General features: G+C 65.5%; 15 protein-coding genes. 4 read left to right on the forward strand and 11 right to left on the reverse strand.

Features of this window, described 5'->3' with window-relative positions; translation table 11 throughout:
* Nucleotides 1-453: ATP-binding cassette domain-containing protein (locus tag P4L93_11885; GenBank protein MDR3687644.1), on the reverse strand; the 453-nt coding region annotated here is incomplete at its 3' end.
* Between the two features lie 94 nt (nucleotides 454-547).
* Here P4L93_11885 and P4L93_11890 point away from each other — a divergent pair.
* Nucleotides 548-814 carry a hypothetical protein gene (locus P4L93_11890; GenBank protein MDR3687645.1) on the forward strand — a complete coding sequence of 89 codons (267 nt, stop codon included), beginning with the start codon at nucleotides 548-550 and terminating at the stop codon, nucleotides 812-814.
* A gap of 85 nt (nucleotides 815-899) precedes the next feature.
* Here the strand turns inward: P4L93_11890 and rsgA are convergent, their stop codons facing one another.
* The 4 genes from rsgA to P4L93_11910 are packed head-to-tail and all read right to left on the reverse strand — an operon-like array spanning nucleotide 900 to nucleotide 5,173.
* On the reverse strand, nucleotides 900-2,009 hold the full coding sequence (gene rsgA / locus P4L93_11895; GenBank protein ID MDR3687646.1) for a ribosome small subunit-dependent GTPase A: 1,110 nt from the start codon (nucleotides 2,007-2,009) through the stop codon (nucleotides 900-902).
* Nucleotides 2,010-2,052: 43 nt separating this feature from the next.
* A complete protein-coding gene (metW, locus tag P4L93_11900) occupies nucleotides 2,053-2,673 on the reverse strand; it encodes a methionine biosynthesis protein MetW (protein ID MDR3687647.1) in 621 nt (206 codons plus the stop codon).
* Entirely contained in the window at nucleotides 2,670-3,875 is a 1,206-nt protein-coding gene (locus P4L93_11905; GenBank protein ID MDR3687648.1) for a homoserine O-acetyltransferase, read from the reverse strand. Before P4L93_11905 ends, metW begins: the two co-directional genes overlap by 4 nt.
* The gene (locus P4L93_11910) at nucleotides 3,872-5,173 is read right to left on the reverse strand and encodes a PLP-dependent transferase (GenBank protein ID MDR3687649.1); all 1,302 of its coding nucleotides are present in this window, start codon (nucleotides 5,171-5,173) and stop codon (nucleotides 3,872-3,874) included. The genes P4L93_11905 and P4L93_11910 overlap by 4 nt, the downstream gene beginning before the upstream one ends.
* Before the next feature lie 447 nt (nucleotides 5,174-5,620).
* Between P4L93_11910 and P4L93_11915 the strand changes: the two genes are divergently transcribed.
* Complete coding sequence (locus tag P4L93_11915; GenBank protein MDR3687650.1) at nucleotides 5,621-6,208, forward strand: flavin reductase family protein; 588 nt, start codon at nucleotides 5,621-5,623, stop codon at nucleotides 6,206-6,208.
* Entirely contained in the window at nucleotides 6,201-6,686 is a 486-nt protein-coding gene (locus tag P4L93_11920; protein MDR3687651.1) for a GNAT family N-acetyltransferase, read from the forward strand. Before P4L93_11915 ends, P4L93_11920 begins: the two co-directional genes overlap by 8 nt.
* On the opposite strand, the gene P4L93_11925 is transcribed toward P4L93_11920, so the two are convergent.
* Both P4L93_11925 and P4L93_11930 read right to left on the reverse strand, forming a co-directional pair.
* Nucleotides 6,683-7,372 (reverse strand): class I SAM-dependent methyltransferase, encoded by a 690-nt coding sequence (locus tag P4L93_11925; protein ID MDR3687652.1) that lies wholly within the window; start codon nucleotides 7,370-7,372, stop codon nucleotides 6,683-6,685. The genes P4L93_11920 and P4L93_11925 overlap by 4 nt on opposite strands.
* A 91-nt stretch (nucleotides 7,373-7,463) precedes the next feature.
* Nucleotides 7,464-8,174, reverse strand: coding sequence for a DUF2461 domain-containing protein (locus P4L93_11930; GenBank protein ID MDR3687653.1), 711 nt, complete (start codon nucleotides 8,172-8,174; stop codon nucleotides 7,464-7,466).
* A gap of 94 nt (nucleotides 8,175-8,268) precedes the next feature.
* Between P4L93_11930 and P4L93_11935 the strand changes: the two genes are divergently transcribed.
* Nucleotides 8,269-9,510: an MFS transporter gene (locus P4L93_11935; protein MDR3687654.1), complete on the forward strand. Its 1,242-nt coding sequence runs from the start codon at nucleotides 8,269-8,271 to the stop codon at nucleotides 9,508-9,510.
* Between the two features lie 122 nt (nucleotides 9,511-9,632).
* On the opposite strand, the gene cydB is transcribed toward P4L93_11935, so the two are convergent.
* From cydB to aguA, 4 genes are all read right to left on the reverse strand, one after another.
* Nucleotides 9,633-10,679, reverse strand: coding sequence for a cytochrome d ubiquinol oxidase subunit II (gene cydB, locus P4L93_11940; protein MDR3687655.1), 1,047 nt, complete (start codon nucleotides 10,677-10,679; stop codon nucleotides 9,633-9,635).
* A 13-nt stretch (nucleotides 10,680-10,692) separates the two neighbouring features.
* Complete coding sequence (locus tag P4L93_11945; GenBank protein MDR3687656.1) at nucleotides 10,693-12,021, reverse strand: cytochrome ubiquinol oxidase subunit I; 1,329 nt, start codon at nucleotides 12,019-12,021, stop codon at nucleotides 10,693-10,695.
* Between the two features lie 9 nt (nucleotides 12,022-12,030).
* On the reverse strand, nucleotides 12,031-12,441 hold the full coding sequence (locus P4L93_11950) for an Rrf2 family transcriptional regulator (protein MDR3687657.1): 411 nt from the start codon (nucleotides 12,439-12,441) through the stop codon (nucleotides 12,031-12,033).
* Nucleotides 12,442-12,621: 180 nt separating this feature from the next.
* Nucleotides 12,622-13,713, reverse strand: coding sequence for an agmatine deiminase (aguA, locus tag P4L93_11955; GenBank protein MDR3687658.1), 1,092 nt, complete (start codon nucleotides 13,711-13,713; stop codon nucleotides 12,622-12,624).
* Nucleotides 13,714-13,744: the final 31 nt, after the last annotated feature.

Raw genomic sequence — 13,744 nt, forward strand, 5'->3', positions numbered from 1 at the left:
CTGGCCGCCGGAGAGCGCGGCCGGCAACTTGTTGGCCTGATCGGCCATCTCGACTTGGTCGAGCAGGTGCAGTGCGCGCTTGGGTCGCTCGGCGGGCGAGAACATGTTGCAGAAGTCCATCGGCAGCATGACGTTCTCGATGACCGTCAGTGTGGGCAGCAGCTGGAAGAACTGGAACACGACGCCGATGGTCTTGCCGCGCCACACGGCAAGCTGGTTCTCGTTGAGCTTGTGCACTGGTGTGCCGTCGATGACCACCGTGCCGGAACTGGGACGGTCGATACCGGTGATCATGTTGATGAGCGTGGTCTTGCCGCTGCCCGACTTGCCGATTAGGCCGATGAACTCGCCCGCACCAACGTCGAGGTTGATTCCGCGCAGGGCAGTGAATGGCACCTCGCCGGTGTCGTAAGTTTTGACGACCTCGGTCAAGCGAATGAGTGGCTCGAGCATGCAACACTCCTGTGAAAGTGGACTGCGCAGTTCATGTTAGGGAATCTACCACGCGAAACCCATGCCTCGAAGCGACGTTCCTCAAGGAGCACACATGTGCCAACCCAACCCACTGCCCAACTACTCGCCGAGAACCCTGGTCGCCGTCATGGCCGCCGACGGCGATTCCGGTGCGAGCGGCCTGGGGTCCGGGGGCGCCGCACCCAATCCTCCCGCCGGCCCAAGTCCCGATGCGGCATGGCGAAACCTGAAACAGCCCATGCCCCTCGGCCGTAAGATCCGCCTCACGGTGCGCAACACGTCGATCAAGATCAAGACGCATCAGTCGTGTTGCGGCCACCCCGGCGAACCCGGCTGTTGAATGTAGTGGGAGCCGCCCCGTGAGGGTAGCTGCACTCAGGACGTGGCCGCCTTTCGGCCTCAGCGCGATGGCCAAGCTACGCGCCCTAGTGAGTCCGCTTGTCTTGATTGTCCTTGAAGAAGCGCTTGGCCGCCTTGCCCGAGACCTTGCTCGCCTGCTCCTTGGCCGCCCATGCCCGCTCATCTTGCTTGCGACCGAGTTCGACCATCTCGCCCTGCAACAGCCGATAGCTCTGGAGTCGGCGCGCGGGCAGCAAGCCGGCCTCGACCGCCGCGATGACGGCGCAGCCAGGCTCGCTGTTGTGGGTGCAGTCGCGAAAGCGGCACTTCTGCGACAGTGCATCGATATCGGGAAACGCGCTGGCGATGCCGTCACCGGCGTCCCAAAGCGCCAGCCCACGCATTCCCGGTGTGTCGATGATGATGCCGCCACCCGGTAGCTGCACCAGCTCGCGCGCGACGGTGATGTGGCGGCCCTTGTCGTCGCGCTCGCGCACGTGCCCGGTACGCTGCACCTCTTCGCCCACAAGTCCGTTGATGAGCGTCGACTTGCCCACACCCGATCCGCCGAGAAGCGCCGCGGTCGTCCCAACGGGAACCTGGGCTCGAACCTCCTCGAGGCCCTCGCCCGAGATGGCACTCTCGATGATGATAGGGACGTCGCCCGTCGACTCGGCGGCAAGTTTGCGCTGGTAGTCGGTGTCCTCGGCGACATCAGCCTTGCTCAAGATGACCACCGGTCGCGCCCCGCTCTCCCACGCAAGCACCAGCTCCCGCTCGAGGCGGCGAACGTTTAAGCCGCGACCGGACAGCGACTGCACGACAAAGACCACGTCGATGTTGGCAATGAGCACCTGCTCGCCTGTCGCCTCGCCGGGATCCTTGCGGGTGAAGGCTGTCTTGCGCGGGAGGATGGCTTCGATGATGGCGAGGTCGTGGCCCTCGGGCCGCGAGAGTGCCACCCAGTCGCCGACGACGGCTCGGCTACCCGTGCCGCGCGTCTTGACGAGGTGCACGGCCGGCTCGGCGCGAACGAGGCCGCCAGCCGTGGCAACCATGGGGAACTCCCGGTCGACCCGCACCACGCGCGCCGGCTCGAAGCCCACCCCGCCCAGCTCGCCGAACGCAGCCCGCCAAGCCTCGGACCAGCCGAGGTCAGCGAGCGTTGGGTCGAAGCTGTAGGGGGCGTCTGACACGCAGACAGCATAGCGCGAGCCGAGCGGCCACGCCCGTCGGCCACTAGGACTTCGCGCGCACCACGGCAACGGCGGTGTCCGCGAGCAGGTTCGGCCACCAGTTGACCTCGTGGATCTCCTGGCGCCACTCCCCTGCACTGAGCGGAATCTCGCGCTCGATCTCCCCGCCGTTCGCCGAGACAAACTCGCGGAAGTCCTTCAGCGTGGTGTGGTGGATGTTGGGCGTGTCGTACCACGAGAACGGGATCGACTCGCTGACCGGCATGCGACCCTTGAACGCGAGGTAGCCTCGCACGCGCCAATGCCCGAAGTTCGGAAACGTGACGATTCCGCGCGCGCCCACTCGCAGCATCTCCCGCAACACGAGCGCGGGGTTGCGCATGACCTGGATGGTCTGCGAGAGCACCACTACATCAAACGCCGCATCGGGATAGCCGATCAGGCCGTCGTCGAGGTCGGCCTGCACCACCGAGAGCCCACGGCCGAGTGCGGCCGCAATCTCCTCGGGCGCAAGCTCGATGCCGCGCACCTCGCAGCCGCGCTCGTCGCGCAGGTGCGCGATGAGCGAGCCGTCGCCGCAGCCGAGGTCGAGCACGCGCGAGCCGGGAGGCACGAGTGAGATGACGAGCTGCAGGTCGGCGCGCAGTAGGTCTGCAGCGCTCATCGCGTCTCACACTCCTCGGAGTCGCCGGCGGCGAGGCGTGCGTCGCACAGCGCGCGGTCGAGGAACGGCTCGATGTAGCGGCGCTGCTCTTCGGGCTCGAGCAGGAACGCGTCGTGGCCGTACGGGCTCGGGATCTCGGCGAACGAGACCTCCTTGCCGGTGGCGCGAAGGGCGTCGAGCAGGCCCTTGGTCTGGTATGTGGGGAAGAGCCAGTCGCTGGAGAAGGTGAGCAGTAGCCAGCGCACGTCGCAGTCGGCGAGTGCCTCGGCGACAGAGTTGAAGCCCGAGGCAAGATCGAAGTAGTCCATCGCCTTGGTCATGTAGAGGTACGTGTTGGCGTCGAAGCGGTCGACGAACTTGCGGCCTTGGTACGCAAGATAGCTCTCGACCTCGAACTCGGTGACGAAGTCGAACGCGTGGTAGGCGCGGTCCTGCAGTCGACGGCCGAACTTTGCGCGCATCGATTCGTCGGACAGGTAGGTGATGTGGCCCACCATGCGCGCGATCGCCAAGCCCTGCTCGGGCTGGTCCTTGCCGTGGTAGTCGCCGCCCCTGAAGTTGGGGTCGGCCAAGATCGCCTGACGGCCCACCTCGTTGAAGCCGATCGCATGTGCGCCCAGACGCGGCGTCGTCGCCACGCCGATGCAGGTGCGCACACGTTGCGGGTAGAGCTTGGCCCACGCGAGCGCCTGCATGCCGCCCACAGACCCGCCCACAACCGCCACGAGCTGTTGCACGCCCAAGTGATCGAGGACGGCGACCTGGGCGTTAACCATGTCTTCGATGGTGACGAGCGGAAACGTGAGACCGTACGGCAGCCCGGTCGCGGGGTCGATCGACTCCGGACCGGTCGTGCCCGAGCAACCACCGAGCACGTTGCTGCAGATCACGAAGTACTTGCGGGTGTCGAACGCCATGCCCGGCCCGACCATCACGTCCCACCAGCCGGCCTTCTCGACGCCGTTGCGATCGGGGCCGGTAGCGACGTGCGAGTCGCCAGTCAGGGCGTGACAGATCAAGACTGCGTTCGTGCCTTGCTCATCGAGCTCGCCCCACGTCTCGTAGACGATGTCGACGTGCGTCAGTCGCTTGCCCGAGACCAGGTCGAGCCCTCGGTCCAGCGTGCAGTACTGCGGCCCAGACGCGGGAGGCTGGGCCGCAGTACCGTCGACAGACTCGCTGTTGTCGTTGAGTTGGGTCACACCTGCTCCAGGGCCTGCTCCAGGTCGGCGACGATGTCGGCGATGTCCTCGATACCGACCGAGAGGCGCACAAAGTCCGGACCGATGCCGGCACGCACGAGCTCCTCATCGGAAAGCTGCGAGTGAGTTGTGGTGGCAGGATGGATGATAAGCGATTTCGCATCACCGACGTTGGCAAGGTGCGAGAACAGCTTGACCTCCTCGATGAGCTTCTGGCCGGCGTCGGCTCCGCCCTTGACGCCGAAGACCACAACCCCGCCATAACCGCCCGACAGAAACTCGTCGGCGTTGGCCTTGGTGGGGTGGTTCTCGAGGCCCGGATACGTTACCCAGGCCACCTTGGGATGCGACTGCAGGTACTTCGCCACGGCCAAGGCGTTGTGCGAGTGGCGCTCCACCCGAAGGCCCAGCGTCTCGACGCCTAAGAGGATCTGCTGCGCGTTGAAGGGCGACAGAGTAGCGCCGATGTCGCGGAGCAAGTTGACGCGCAAGCGGATCGCGAATGCCACGTTTCCCAAACCGGGGAAGTCGCCGAAGACGTCCCAGAACTTCAAGCCGTGGTAGCTCGCATCCGGCTCGGTGAACTGCGGGAATCGGCCGTTGCCCCAGTCGAAGTTGCCACCGTCGACCACGATGCCGCCGAGGGACGTGCCGTGGCCCCCGATCCACTTCGTCAGCGATTCGATGACGACCGCGGCGCCGTGCTCAATCGGGCGCGTGAGGTACGGCGTCGCGAACGTGTTGTCGACGACGAGCGGCACGCCCAACTCGCGTCCGGCGTTGGCCAGTGCCCGGATGTTGGGAACGTCGAGGCGCGGGTTGCCCACGGTCTCCACATACCAGGCCTTGGTGTTGGCGTCGGTCGCGTCGATGAAGCCCTGCACGTCGGTGGGCTCGGCGAACGAAACGTCGATGCCAAGGCGCTTGAATGTGTGCAGGAATATGTTCCAGGTGCCGCCGTAGAGCGACGTTGAGGAGACGATGTTGTCGCCCGAACCGGCAAGATTGAGCAGCGCCAGGTTCTCGGCGGCGTGACCCGAGGCCGTTGCCACAGCTGCTGAACCGCCGTGCAACGCAGCGATGCGCTGCTCAAGTACGTCGGTCGTCGGGTTCATCAGCCGCGTGTAGATGTTGCCGAAGGCGCGCAACGCAAAGAGATCGGCTGCGTGATCCGTGCTCTCGAAGTTGTAGGCCACCGTCTGGTAGATCGGAACGGCGCGCGAACCGGTGGAGGGGTCGGCGCTCTGCCCGGCGTGGATGGAAAGCGTGTCGAAACGCGGGGTGGTCGAGTCGCTCATGATAGTCAGCTCTCTCTCAAAGTCCGTATCTGAATGGAACGATACCCGACCGCGGAGGAATCAGCGGTCGGCCAGTGGCCGCCCGAGTTCGGCGCGTGCGCCGACAAACCCGGGCTGGGTCATCATCATGTCCATCATCATCACGAACTCAGAGGGGCGACACATGATTGCTCTCGATCCACCTCCTTCGCCTTTTCGAGCCCGTCTCCGGGCTGGTAAGAGTGGGAGGCCGCCGAGGCGACTACCCGTTCTTGGTTGGCCCAGTTTCGCGTCAATCTGCACGCCGGTCAAGGAACCATTCCGCACCCAACCAGGGTCGTTGGTGAGTTGCAGCGCTATCCTCGGACGTCGAAGGCAGGCTGGCGGGCACGGGTATAGTTGTGGACGTCGCGCAGGGCAATCGCCCCGAAGCGGCGAAACAGGCGGCAAACGAGAGGACTCGCAGCCATGAAGCAACTCCTTGGGCCGGTCGATCGACTCTATCCGATGCCATGCGTACTGGTTGTCGGCGGCACGATGCAGCAGGCCGACACGCTCGCGGTCGCTTGGATCAACATCGTCTCGTCCACGCCCGCCACCATCGCGATGGGCCTACGCCGTACTCGGCGAACGCTGGAGCTCATCCGCGAGAGCGGCGAGTTCACGGTCAACGTTCCCGACACTTCGATGGCGGCGGCGGTCGACTACTGCGGCACGACCCCCGGGCGCGAGCGCGACAAGTTCGCCGACGCCGGCCTGACGCTGATCGACTCGGCGGTCGTCAAGACGCCGATCATCGCCGAGTGCGCGTTTAACGTGGAGTGCCGAGTGACGCAGGAGGTCGCGGTCGGCGAGTACGTCGTGGTGCTCGGCGAGGTAGTCGAGGCGCACGCCGAGGAGCATGTCCTGCGCGCGGGCACCAACCTCGTCGAGATGGACGCTCTCGACCCGCTTATCTACTGCGCTGGCGTTCGCGAGTACCGCGCGCTCGGCGCGAAGGTTGCCGACGCGTACCAAGTCGGTCGTCAGGTCAAGGACGGACTCGCCGATGAGTGACACCACGCCCACCAGCCACGCCTCGGCGCTCATACGGCGAGCGACCCGCGACGAGTCCTCGGCCGTCGCAGGTGTCATCCGTGACGGCTTCAAGACCGTCGCCGACGCCATCGGCCAAGACATCCCGCCGCTGCACGAGACCGCGGCCGACGTCGAGGAGACATTCGACGCCGGTGATGCCGTGTTGGTCGCCGAAAGCGACGGCCGCCTCGTCGGCACCGTGCGCGCCGAGAGCCTCGAAGGCGGTGGTGTGATGGTGCGACGGCTCGCGGTTCTGCCAGAGGTTCGCGGCCGCGGAGTCGCTCGCTCGCTGATGCGCGCGCTTGAGGACGCCTACCCCGACGCGCCGCGCTTCGAGCTGTTCACCGGCGCGATGGCCACCGGACCGATCGCTCTGTACGAGTCGCTCGGCTACAAGCTCATCGAGCCACGCGAGGAGATGGGCTTCCCGCTCGTCTGGTTCGAGAAGTGCCGCTAGGCCCGCTCGATCAGCGCGAGGTTGGCGTCCACGATCGGCATTGCGTCGACCGCTGAGTGCAGCTCGGCCGGTCGGATCTCGCGCACAACCCACTCGGGCCCGGCGAACACTGCGCGGATCTCGGCTTCGCTGACACGCCGAGGCCCCCATGTACCGGGAACGCGGTCGGAGAAGCACAGCATCGTGTACACGCCGCCGGGTGCGAGCTTCTCGGCGAGCTTGGCGGCGAAATCCGCGCGCTGCTCGTCGGAAAGCGCGTGAAAGAAGCCGACGTCGGTCACCGAGTGAAACTTGCCGATGAGCTCGGGCAGCGCATCGAGTACGTCGGCTGTGCGGAAGCAGACGTCGAGCCCTCGGCGGGCGGCGCGAGCCTTCGCGGTGTCGACCGCGGCCGACACCGCATCGATACCGGTCACGTCGTGGTCGCGCGAGGCTAAGAACAGCGCCGTCTCGCCGGTTCCGCAGCCCACATCGAGCACGCGCGGGCCGAAAACACCGGCGTCCTCAAGGGCCACGATCTCAGGCTGTGGTTTGTCGATGTCCCACGGCGCCTCGCCCCCGGCGTACTGCCGATGGAAGACCGCGTGCGGTTGATCACCGGTGGCAGCGTCAGCGCCCGCGCCCGAGCCTGGACCGCCCGGCACGTCGGCGGGGTGACCGCCACCAGCGCCGTCCGGTCGCTTCATGCCCGGCGTCCGGGGAATCCAGCTCGGGTGTCCCATCTCTTGAACCTCCAACTTTGTCGCCCACCGCCCGCTCTTGTGTCGGCTTCTGGGACTACATTCGCATGTCTGGCGGAAACACGCCGCTCAACTGCTCGACCAGCCAGTCGACCAGCGGCTTGACCTGCGCGAACTGCGCTAGACACCAGTCGACGAACTCCGGCGAGGTGAACTCGTCGGGTGGGGGTGCGAACGTCTTGAGCGCGTGCAGGTAGTCGGTGTGCTTGAGTAGCTCCGCACGCGGATGCTGCGCCGAGAACCCCTTGGGCACCGTCTTGCGCGTCGCCTCGCTGATCTCGTAGCCCTGCGCGCGCAGGTCCTCGAGCACATGCTCGAGCCACTGCCCATGCAGCCCATCGTCCACTGCGGCTCGGAATCGGGTGATCTGCTCGGGCGTGAGCCGATGTGCCCCGGCACCGATCGCCACGCTGCCCGGCTCCATGCGCAAGAAATAGCCGGGTGCGGTCTTGCGGTCGTCGCCGATCCAGAACCACATGTCGGCGTACGTCTTGAACGGAGACTTGTCGCGCGAGAAGCGCGTATCGCGGTTGATGCGGAAGATGGAGCGGTCGACGGCGGGTACCGCCTGCACGCGCTGATCGACGGCAGCGAACGCTGCGCCCACGGCATCGACGAAGTCGCGCTCGCGGTTGAGCAGCTCGCGGTCGTAGCGCTGCCGGTTCTCGGCGAACCAGGCGCGGTCGTTGTGCTTCGACAAGTCGGACAGAAAGCCGAGCGAGTCCGGGGTGAATCCTGAGAACGACATTCGCGCTCCTGTCAGGGCCACGTGCGATTGTGGGTACCTTCCCGTATCTTCCCTGCAGGGGTCTAGCAAGTTCTCAGTTCGAGGAAAGGTGCTCGTGAAAGACCGCCGCCTGCTCATTATCTTCGGAATCGTACTTGTCGACATGCTCAGCTTCTCGCTCGTGCTGCCGCTGCTGCCCTACTTCGCCAAGAACTTCGGGGCCAACGCGCTCGTCACGGGACTGATCGCCTCGGCGTATCCGCTCGCGCAGGTCATCGCCGCACCTATCTTGGGACGGCTCTCCGACGCCTATGGGCGCCGCCCCATCCTGCTCGTGTCGATCGCGGGGACGGCCTGCGCCCTGATCGTCCTTGGGTTGGCCAACTCGCTGTGGATGTTGTTTGCCAGTCGCATCATCGACGGCCTGACCGGTGGCAACATCTCCGTTGCGCAGGCGTACATGACCGACATCACGTCGGCCGAGGACCGCGGCAAGGCGTTCGGGCTCGTGGGCGCCGCATTCGGCCTGGGCTTCATCCTCGGCCCCGCCGCCGGCGGCCTGCTCTCTACGATCAGCTACTCGGTGCCGGCGTTCGTCGCCGCTGGGCTGGCCGGCATCAACCTGCTGCTCGTGACCTTCGTGCTTCCCGAGTCGCTGTCCGCCGAGCAACGCGCCGAAGTGCGCGAGGAACCGGCCAAGGGTTTCGCGATTCACGAACTCGCAACCACACTTGGGCTGCCTCGCGTTGGCCCGCTCATGAGCGTGCGCATCGTCATCGGCTTCACGTTCGCGGTCTTTGAGGGTGGATTCAGCCTGTGGGCCGCGCAGGCGCTGGGGTTGAGCGCATGGCAAAACGGCCTCGTGCTGGCGTACGTGGGCGTGCTCTCGGTGGGCATACAGCTCGGAGCGATCGGGCTGCTCACGAAGCGCTTCTCCGACCCGCAGCTCATCGTGGGCGGCGCGGCGCTCGCTGCGGTCTCGCTTGCGGCGTGGGGCTTCTCGCCCAACGTCTGGGTGCTGCTCGCAATCCTACCGCCGCTCTCGCTGGGCATGGCCGTCGCCAACACAATCGTCGGGTCGGCGCTGACTAAGGCGGTCTACGCCGACGAGGTCGGCGGCATCATCGGCCTGTCGACCTCGACCGGCTCGCTCATGCGCATTCCGGCACCGTTTGTCGCAGGCGCGCTGCTTCAGTTCATCCCAGCCGGCTGGGCGCCAGGCGTTCTGTCGGGCGTGCTGACCGCCGCAATCGTGCCGTTCGCGTACCGGCGCCTCATCCGCTGCCCCGACGCTCCGCTCCCGCCTCGCGAGATCCTGCAGGCTGAAGCAGCAGCCGAACCGCTTCCCGTCGAGTAGCCAGCAGGAGCGCCACACACGGCGCCCGCGCGCCCGTGCGCCCAAAGCGGCCCACACCCTGTCGCCAGGATGCGGGCCGCTTGAATCTCGAGCAGGCGCTGCTCGGCCAGCCTGAACGGCAGCTAGTAGCCTTCGCCCTCGGCGTCGACCTTGCCGGCAAACGTCTTGTAGATCAGGTACATGTAGTACAGAACAATCGGCACGCCGATGATGCTGATGATCAACATCACCATGAGCGTGAGTTGCGAAGACGAAGCGTTGAACACCGTGAGCGACGGGGTCGGCAGGCCTACTGCGTTGCCCAGGCTCGGGACCATGTACGGGAAGATGCCCGCAGCCCAGATGCCCGTCAGCGCCACGGCTGACAGCGATACGGCGTACCAGCTCGCGCGGTCGTTGCCGCCGTTGATCGACATGCGCGACCACACGAGTGACGCGACCAGCAACACGATGAACAGCCAGCCGGCCGGGGACGTGATCACGCGGGCAAACGTCGCCGGAGCGAAGATCGCGGTCACGCCGGTGGCGACAACGGCGAGCGCCGTGAAGACCCACGACAGCGTCGACGACAACTTGGCGGCGCGATCGTGCAGGTCGCCTTCGGCCTTCAGCGCGACCCATGACGAGCCCTGAAGCAGGAACATCCCCAGGCCGAGAATGCCCACGCACAGCGGCAGCAGGTTGAACCCGCCGCGCCAGAAGCCCAGCAGCGTGAAGAAGTTGCCCGCAAACTCCCCGCCAACGGTCAGCGGGACCCCTAGCGCGATGTTGCCCACCGCAACGCCGAAGAGAAGCGCCGGCAGCGCGCTACCCAGAAAGAACGCCCAGTCCCACACGCCCGCCCAAGCCGGGTCGTGCTTGCGGAAGTCGAGCGATACCGCGCGGAAGATGAGCGAGAAGAGCACGAGCATCAGCGCGAGGTAGAAGCCCGAGAAGACGGTCGCGTAGACCGGCGGGAACGCCGCGAACAGCGCGCCACCACCGGTGAGCAGCCAGACCTCGTTGCCGTCCCAGACCGGTCCGATCGACTTGCGCATCACGGACTTGTCGGCCTCGGACTTGCCGAGGAACGGGTAGAGCGTGCCCACGCCAAGGTCGAATCCGTCGAGCACGGCATAGCCGGCGAGCAGGACGCCTACCAGCACAAACCAGATGACTTGTAGCAGCATCGTTCCTCCTCCCCTAAGCCTTGGAGGCCGCGGTCTGCGGCCCCGCCTTGATCAGCCCGAGCACGACGCGCGCCCAGCCGACGAACAGCACGGCGTAGATCACGAAGAAGATCAGGATCGTCAGTGCGATCTGCCACGCGGGAACGACGACGGAGATGGCGTCCTTGGTGCGCAGCAGGCCCTGGACGATCCACGGCTGGCGCCCAATCTCGGCCGCCGCCCAGCCCATCTGAATCCCGATCTCCGGGATGAGCCAGAACCATAGCAGCACCTTGAGCAGCGTCTTGTTGTTCTCGAGCTTGCCCGAGCGGTTCAGCCACCACAGGTACGAGGTCACCAGGATGAGAATCCCGAAGACGATGATCATCAAGTGGTAGGTCTGGAATGTCGCTTGGACCGGCGGAATATCGGCCGGCGGCGTCTGATTCAGCCCCGGGTACGACTTCGTGAACGTGAAGCTCTCCAAGAAGCTGACGCCTCCTGGCACAGCGAGAACGGTGGTCGTCTTGGCCTGCGTGTTGACGAATCCGATGAAGCCCAAAGGCATCGGACCGGCATCCCAGTGACCCTCCATCGCAGCCATCTTGACCGGCTGCTGCTGTACGACCTCAACCGCTTGGAAGTGCCCGGTGACTAGAATCAGTACCGAGAAGATCGCCGCGACGGCCAGCCCGTAGGACAGGCTCTGGCGTGCAAATGCCTTGTGCGTCCCCTTGAGCAGGTGGTATGCGCCGACCGCAGCAGCCATGCAGCCACCGGTGATGAGCAGCGCCGTCACCGTGTGCGCGTATCGCGGAAGCGTGGATGGATTGAGAGCCGCCGCAAAGAAGTTGGTCAGCACGGCCTTTTGCTGCGGACCTGCGCCCACCACCTTGAAGCCGGCGGGTGTCTGCATCCAAGAGTTGGCGATGATGATCCAGAGCGCCGAGAGCATCGAGCCGCCCCAAACGAGCCACGAAGAGACGTAGTAGAACTTCGCCGAGACGCGCTCGCGCCCGAAGATAAGCACGCCGAGGAACGTCGACTCCATGAAGAACGCGAACAGGCCCTCGGCGGCCAGCGGGGCGCCGAAGATGTCACCGACGAACCTCGAATACGTCGCCCAGTTCGTGCCGAAGGCGAACTCCATGGTGATGCCGGTCGCTACGCCAATGACAAACGTCGCAGCGAAGATCTTGACCCACAGATCGGCCCACGACTTGTCCTCCGGCGACTGGCTCTTGTAGTACCGCCGCTCGAACAGGACCATGATCAGCCCGAGTCCGACCGAGAGCGGTACAAAGAAGAAGTGGTACGCGACTGTAAACGCGAACTGGAACCTAGCTAGGAATACAGCGTCCATCTCCCCTCCTCACCTTCCCCTCTCTTGTCCGATGAGTCCCGCCAGGGACTTCGTGCCCAAGTAACCTGTCATCATCTCGTCGGCCTCGCGCCACACCTGATGGACGCTGCACCCGCCCATTCGGTTGCACCACGTCGGGTCGTTCGTGCACACCGAGCACGAGGAGTTGGTCTGCGTCGCATGGACCACGTCGAGCAACGTGATCTCCTCCGGCGAGCGTGCGAGCACCGCTCCCCCGGTCGCGCCCCTGCGCGACTCCACGAGCCCCGCCGCCGCCAGCTCCCGCTGGATGCCCCGCGCAAACGCGTACGGGACGTCCTGACTGGTGGCGAGGACGCGTACCGACACCGGACCGCCGCCTGACCGAGCAAGCTCCATCAGGATGCGAATGGCGTAGTCGGTGCGACGTGTGATCTCCATAGTGCCTTCCGCCAACGAAATGATACTGTCGCAGTAACATATGCCTACAACATGCGGCGCAGCGCAAGATGGAATCTGAAAGTTTCTTGGTATCAGATAGAGGAGAGCACCTCGGCAAGTCGCCGAGACGCTCTCTTCAGTTCACGTGTTGCCGAGCGAGGCTCGCTCTCTCGCCGGCTCCTACCCCGCTGGCTGCTGTTGCGTGATGCAGTGGACGTTGCCCCCGCCGAGAACGATCTCGCGGCCCGGGAACGGAACTACCTCGCGATCCGGGAAGAGCGCCTTCAGAGTCGCAATCGCCTCGGCATCGTGTGGATCGCCGAACACGGGCAGCACAAGCCCGCCGTTGCAGAGGTAGAAGTTGACGTAGGAAGCCGGGGCCTCGTCACCCGCTTCTCGCGGGATGGTGCCCTCGACGACGTCGACGCCAGCGACCTCCTCGGCCGAGTACGGCATCGGCTCGGGCATCGGCATCGTGTGCACCTCGAGCTTGCGGCCCTTGGCGTCGGTGGTGTCGCGCAGAGTCTCGAGGTTCTCGGCGAGTATCTCGTGACGCCAGTCGCTCTCGTCGTCAGTCCAACCAGCGAGCACGACCCCGGGCCGAACGAAGCAGGCGACATCGTCGACGTGACCGTTGGTCTCGTCCGGATCGATGCCACGCTTGAGCCAGATGATCTTCTCGACGCCGAGATACTCTCGGAGGTACTCCTCGATCTGCTCTCGGCTCAGCTCCGGGTTGCGGCCCTCCGACAGGAGGCACTCCTCGGTGGTGATGAGCGTACCTTCGCCATCGGTGTGGAACGACCCACCTTCGAGAACCAGCGGAGCGCGGTAGCGGTCGACGCCCTCGATCTCGGCGATCTTGCGCGGCACGAGCTCGTCTTTGTCCCACGGGAAGTACAGGCCGTCGACCAGCCCGCCCCACGCGTTGAAGTGCCAGTGCACGAGGCGCACGTTACCGTGGTCGTTGACTACGAACGTGGGGCCAATGTCGCGCATCCACGAGTCGTTGTTGGACATCTCCACGACGCGAACCTTCTCGGGCAGCATCGCTCGAGCGTTCTCGAACTGGTCGGGGTTGACGCCGACCGTTACTGGCTCGAACCGAGCGATCGCCGACGCAACGTCGACCCAGGCGCGCTGCGCCGGCTTAGCGCCGTCGCGCCAGTTGTCAGGCCGCTGCGGCCACAGCATCCACGTGCCCGCGTGCGGTTCCCACTCGGCAGGCATGCGGTAGCCGTCGGCGCGCGGCGTGCTATCGATGGTTGTCATAAAGTCCTCCTTTGAGACTGCTCGAGTACAG

This window comes from Coriobacteriia bacterium, assembly GCA_031292615.1.
In the GTDB taxonomy this organism is placed as follows: domain Bacteria; phylum Actinomycetota; class Coriobacteriia; order Anaerosomatales; family JAAXUF01; genus JARLGT01.

Bases quoted from the DNA above. Each gene is read 5' to 3' on its own strand.
- P4L93_11890 (MDR3687645.1), top strand. From the start codon at position 548: ATGTGCCAACCCAACCCACTGCCCAACTACTCGCCGAGAACCCTGGTC.
- metW (MDR3687647.1), bottom strand. From the start codon at position 2,673: ATGAGCGCTGCAGACCTACTGCGCGCCGACCTGCAGCTCGTCATCTCA.
- P4L93_11910 (MDR3687649.1), bottom strand. From the start codon at position 5,173: ATGAGCGACTCGACCACCCCGCGTTTCGACACGCTTTCCATCCACGCC.
- P4L93_11915 (MDR3687650.1), top strand. From the start codon at position 5,621: ATGAAGCAACTCCTTGGGCCGGTCGATCGACTCTATCCGATGCCATGC.
- P4L93_11920 (MDR3687651.1), top strand. From the start codon at position 6,201: ATGAGTGACACCACGCCCACCAGCCACGCCTCGGCGCTCATACGGCGA.
- P4L93_11925 (MDR3687652.1), bottom strand. From the start codon at position 7,372: ATGAAGCGACCGGACGGCGCTGGTGGCGGTCACCCCGCCGACGTGCCG.
- P4L93_11930 (MDR3687653.1), bottom strand. From the start codon at position 8,174: ATGTCGTTCTCAGGATTCACCCCGGACTCGCTCGGCTTTCTGTCCGAC.
- cydB (MDR3687655.1), bottom strand. From the start codon at position 10,679: ATGCTGCTACAAGTCATCTGGTTTGTGCTGGTAGGCGTCCTGCTCGCC.
- P4L93_11945 (MDR3687656.1), bottom strand. From the start codon at position 12,021: ATGGACGCTGTATTCCTAGCTAGGTTCCAGTTCGCGTTTACAGTCGCG.
- P4L93_11950 (MDR3687657.1), bottom strand. From the start codon at position 12,441: ATGGAGATCACACGTCGCACCGACTACGCCATTCGCATCCTGATGGAG.
- aguA (MDR3687658.1), bottom strand. From the start codon at position 13,713: ATGACAACCATCGATAGCACGCCGCGCGCCGACGGCTACCGCATGCCT.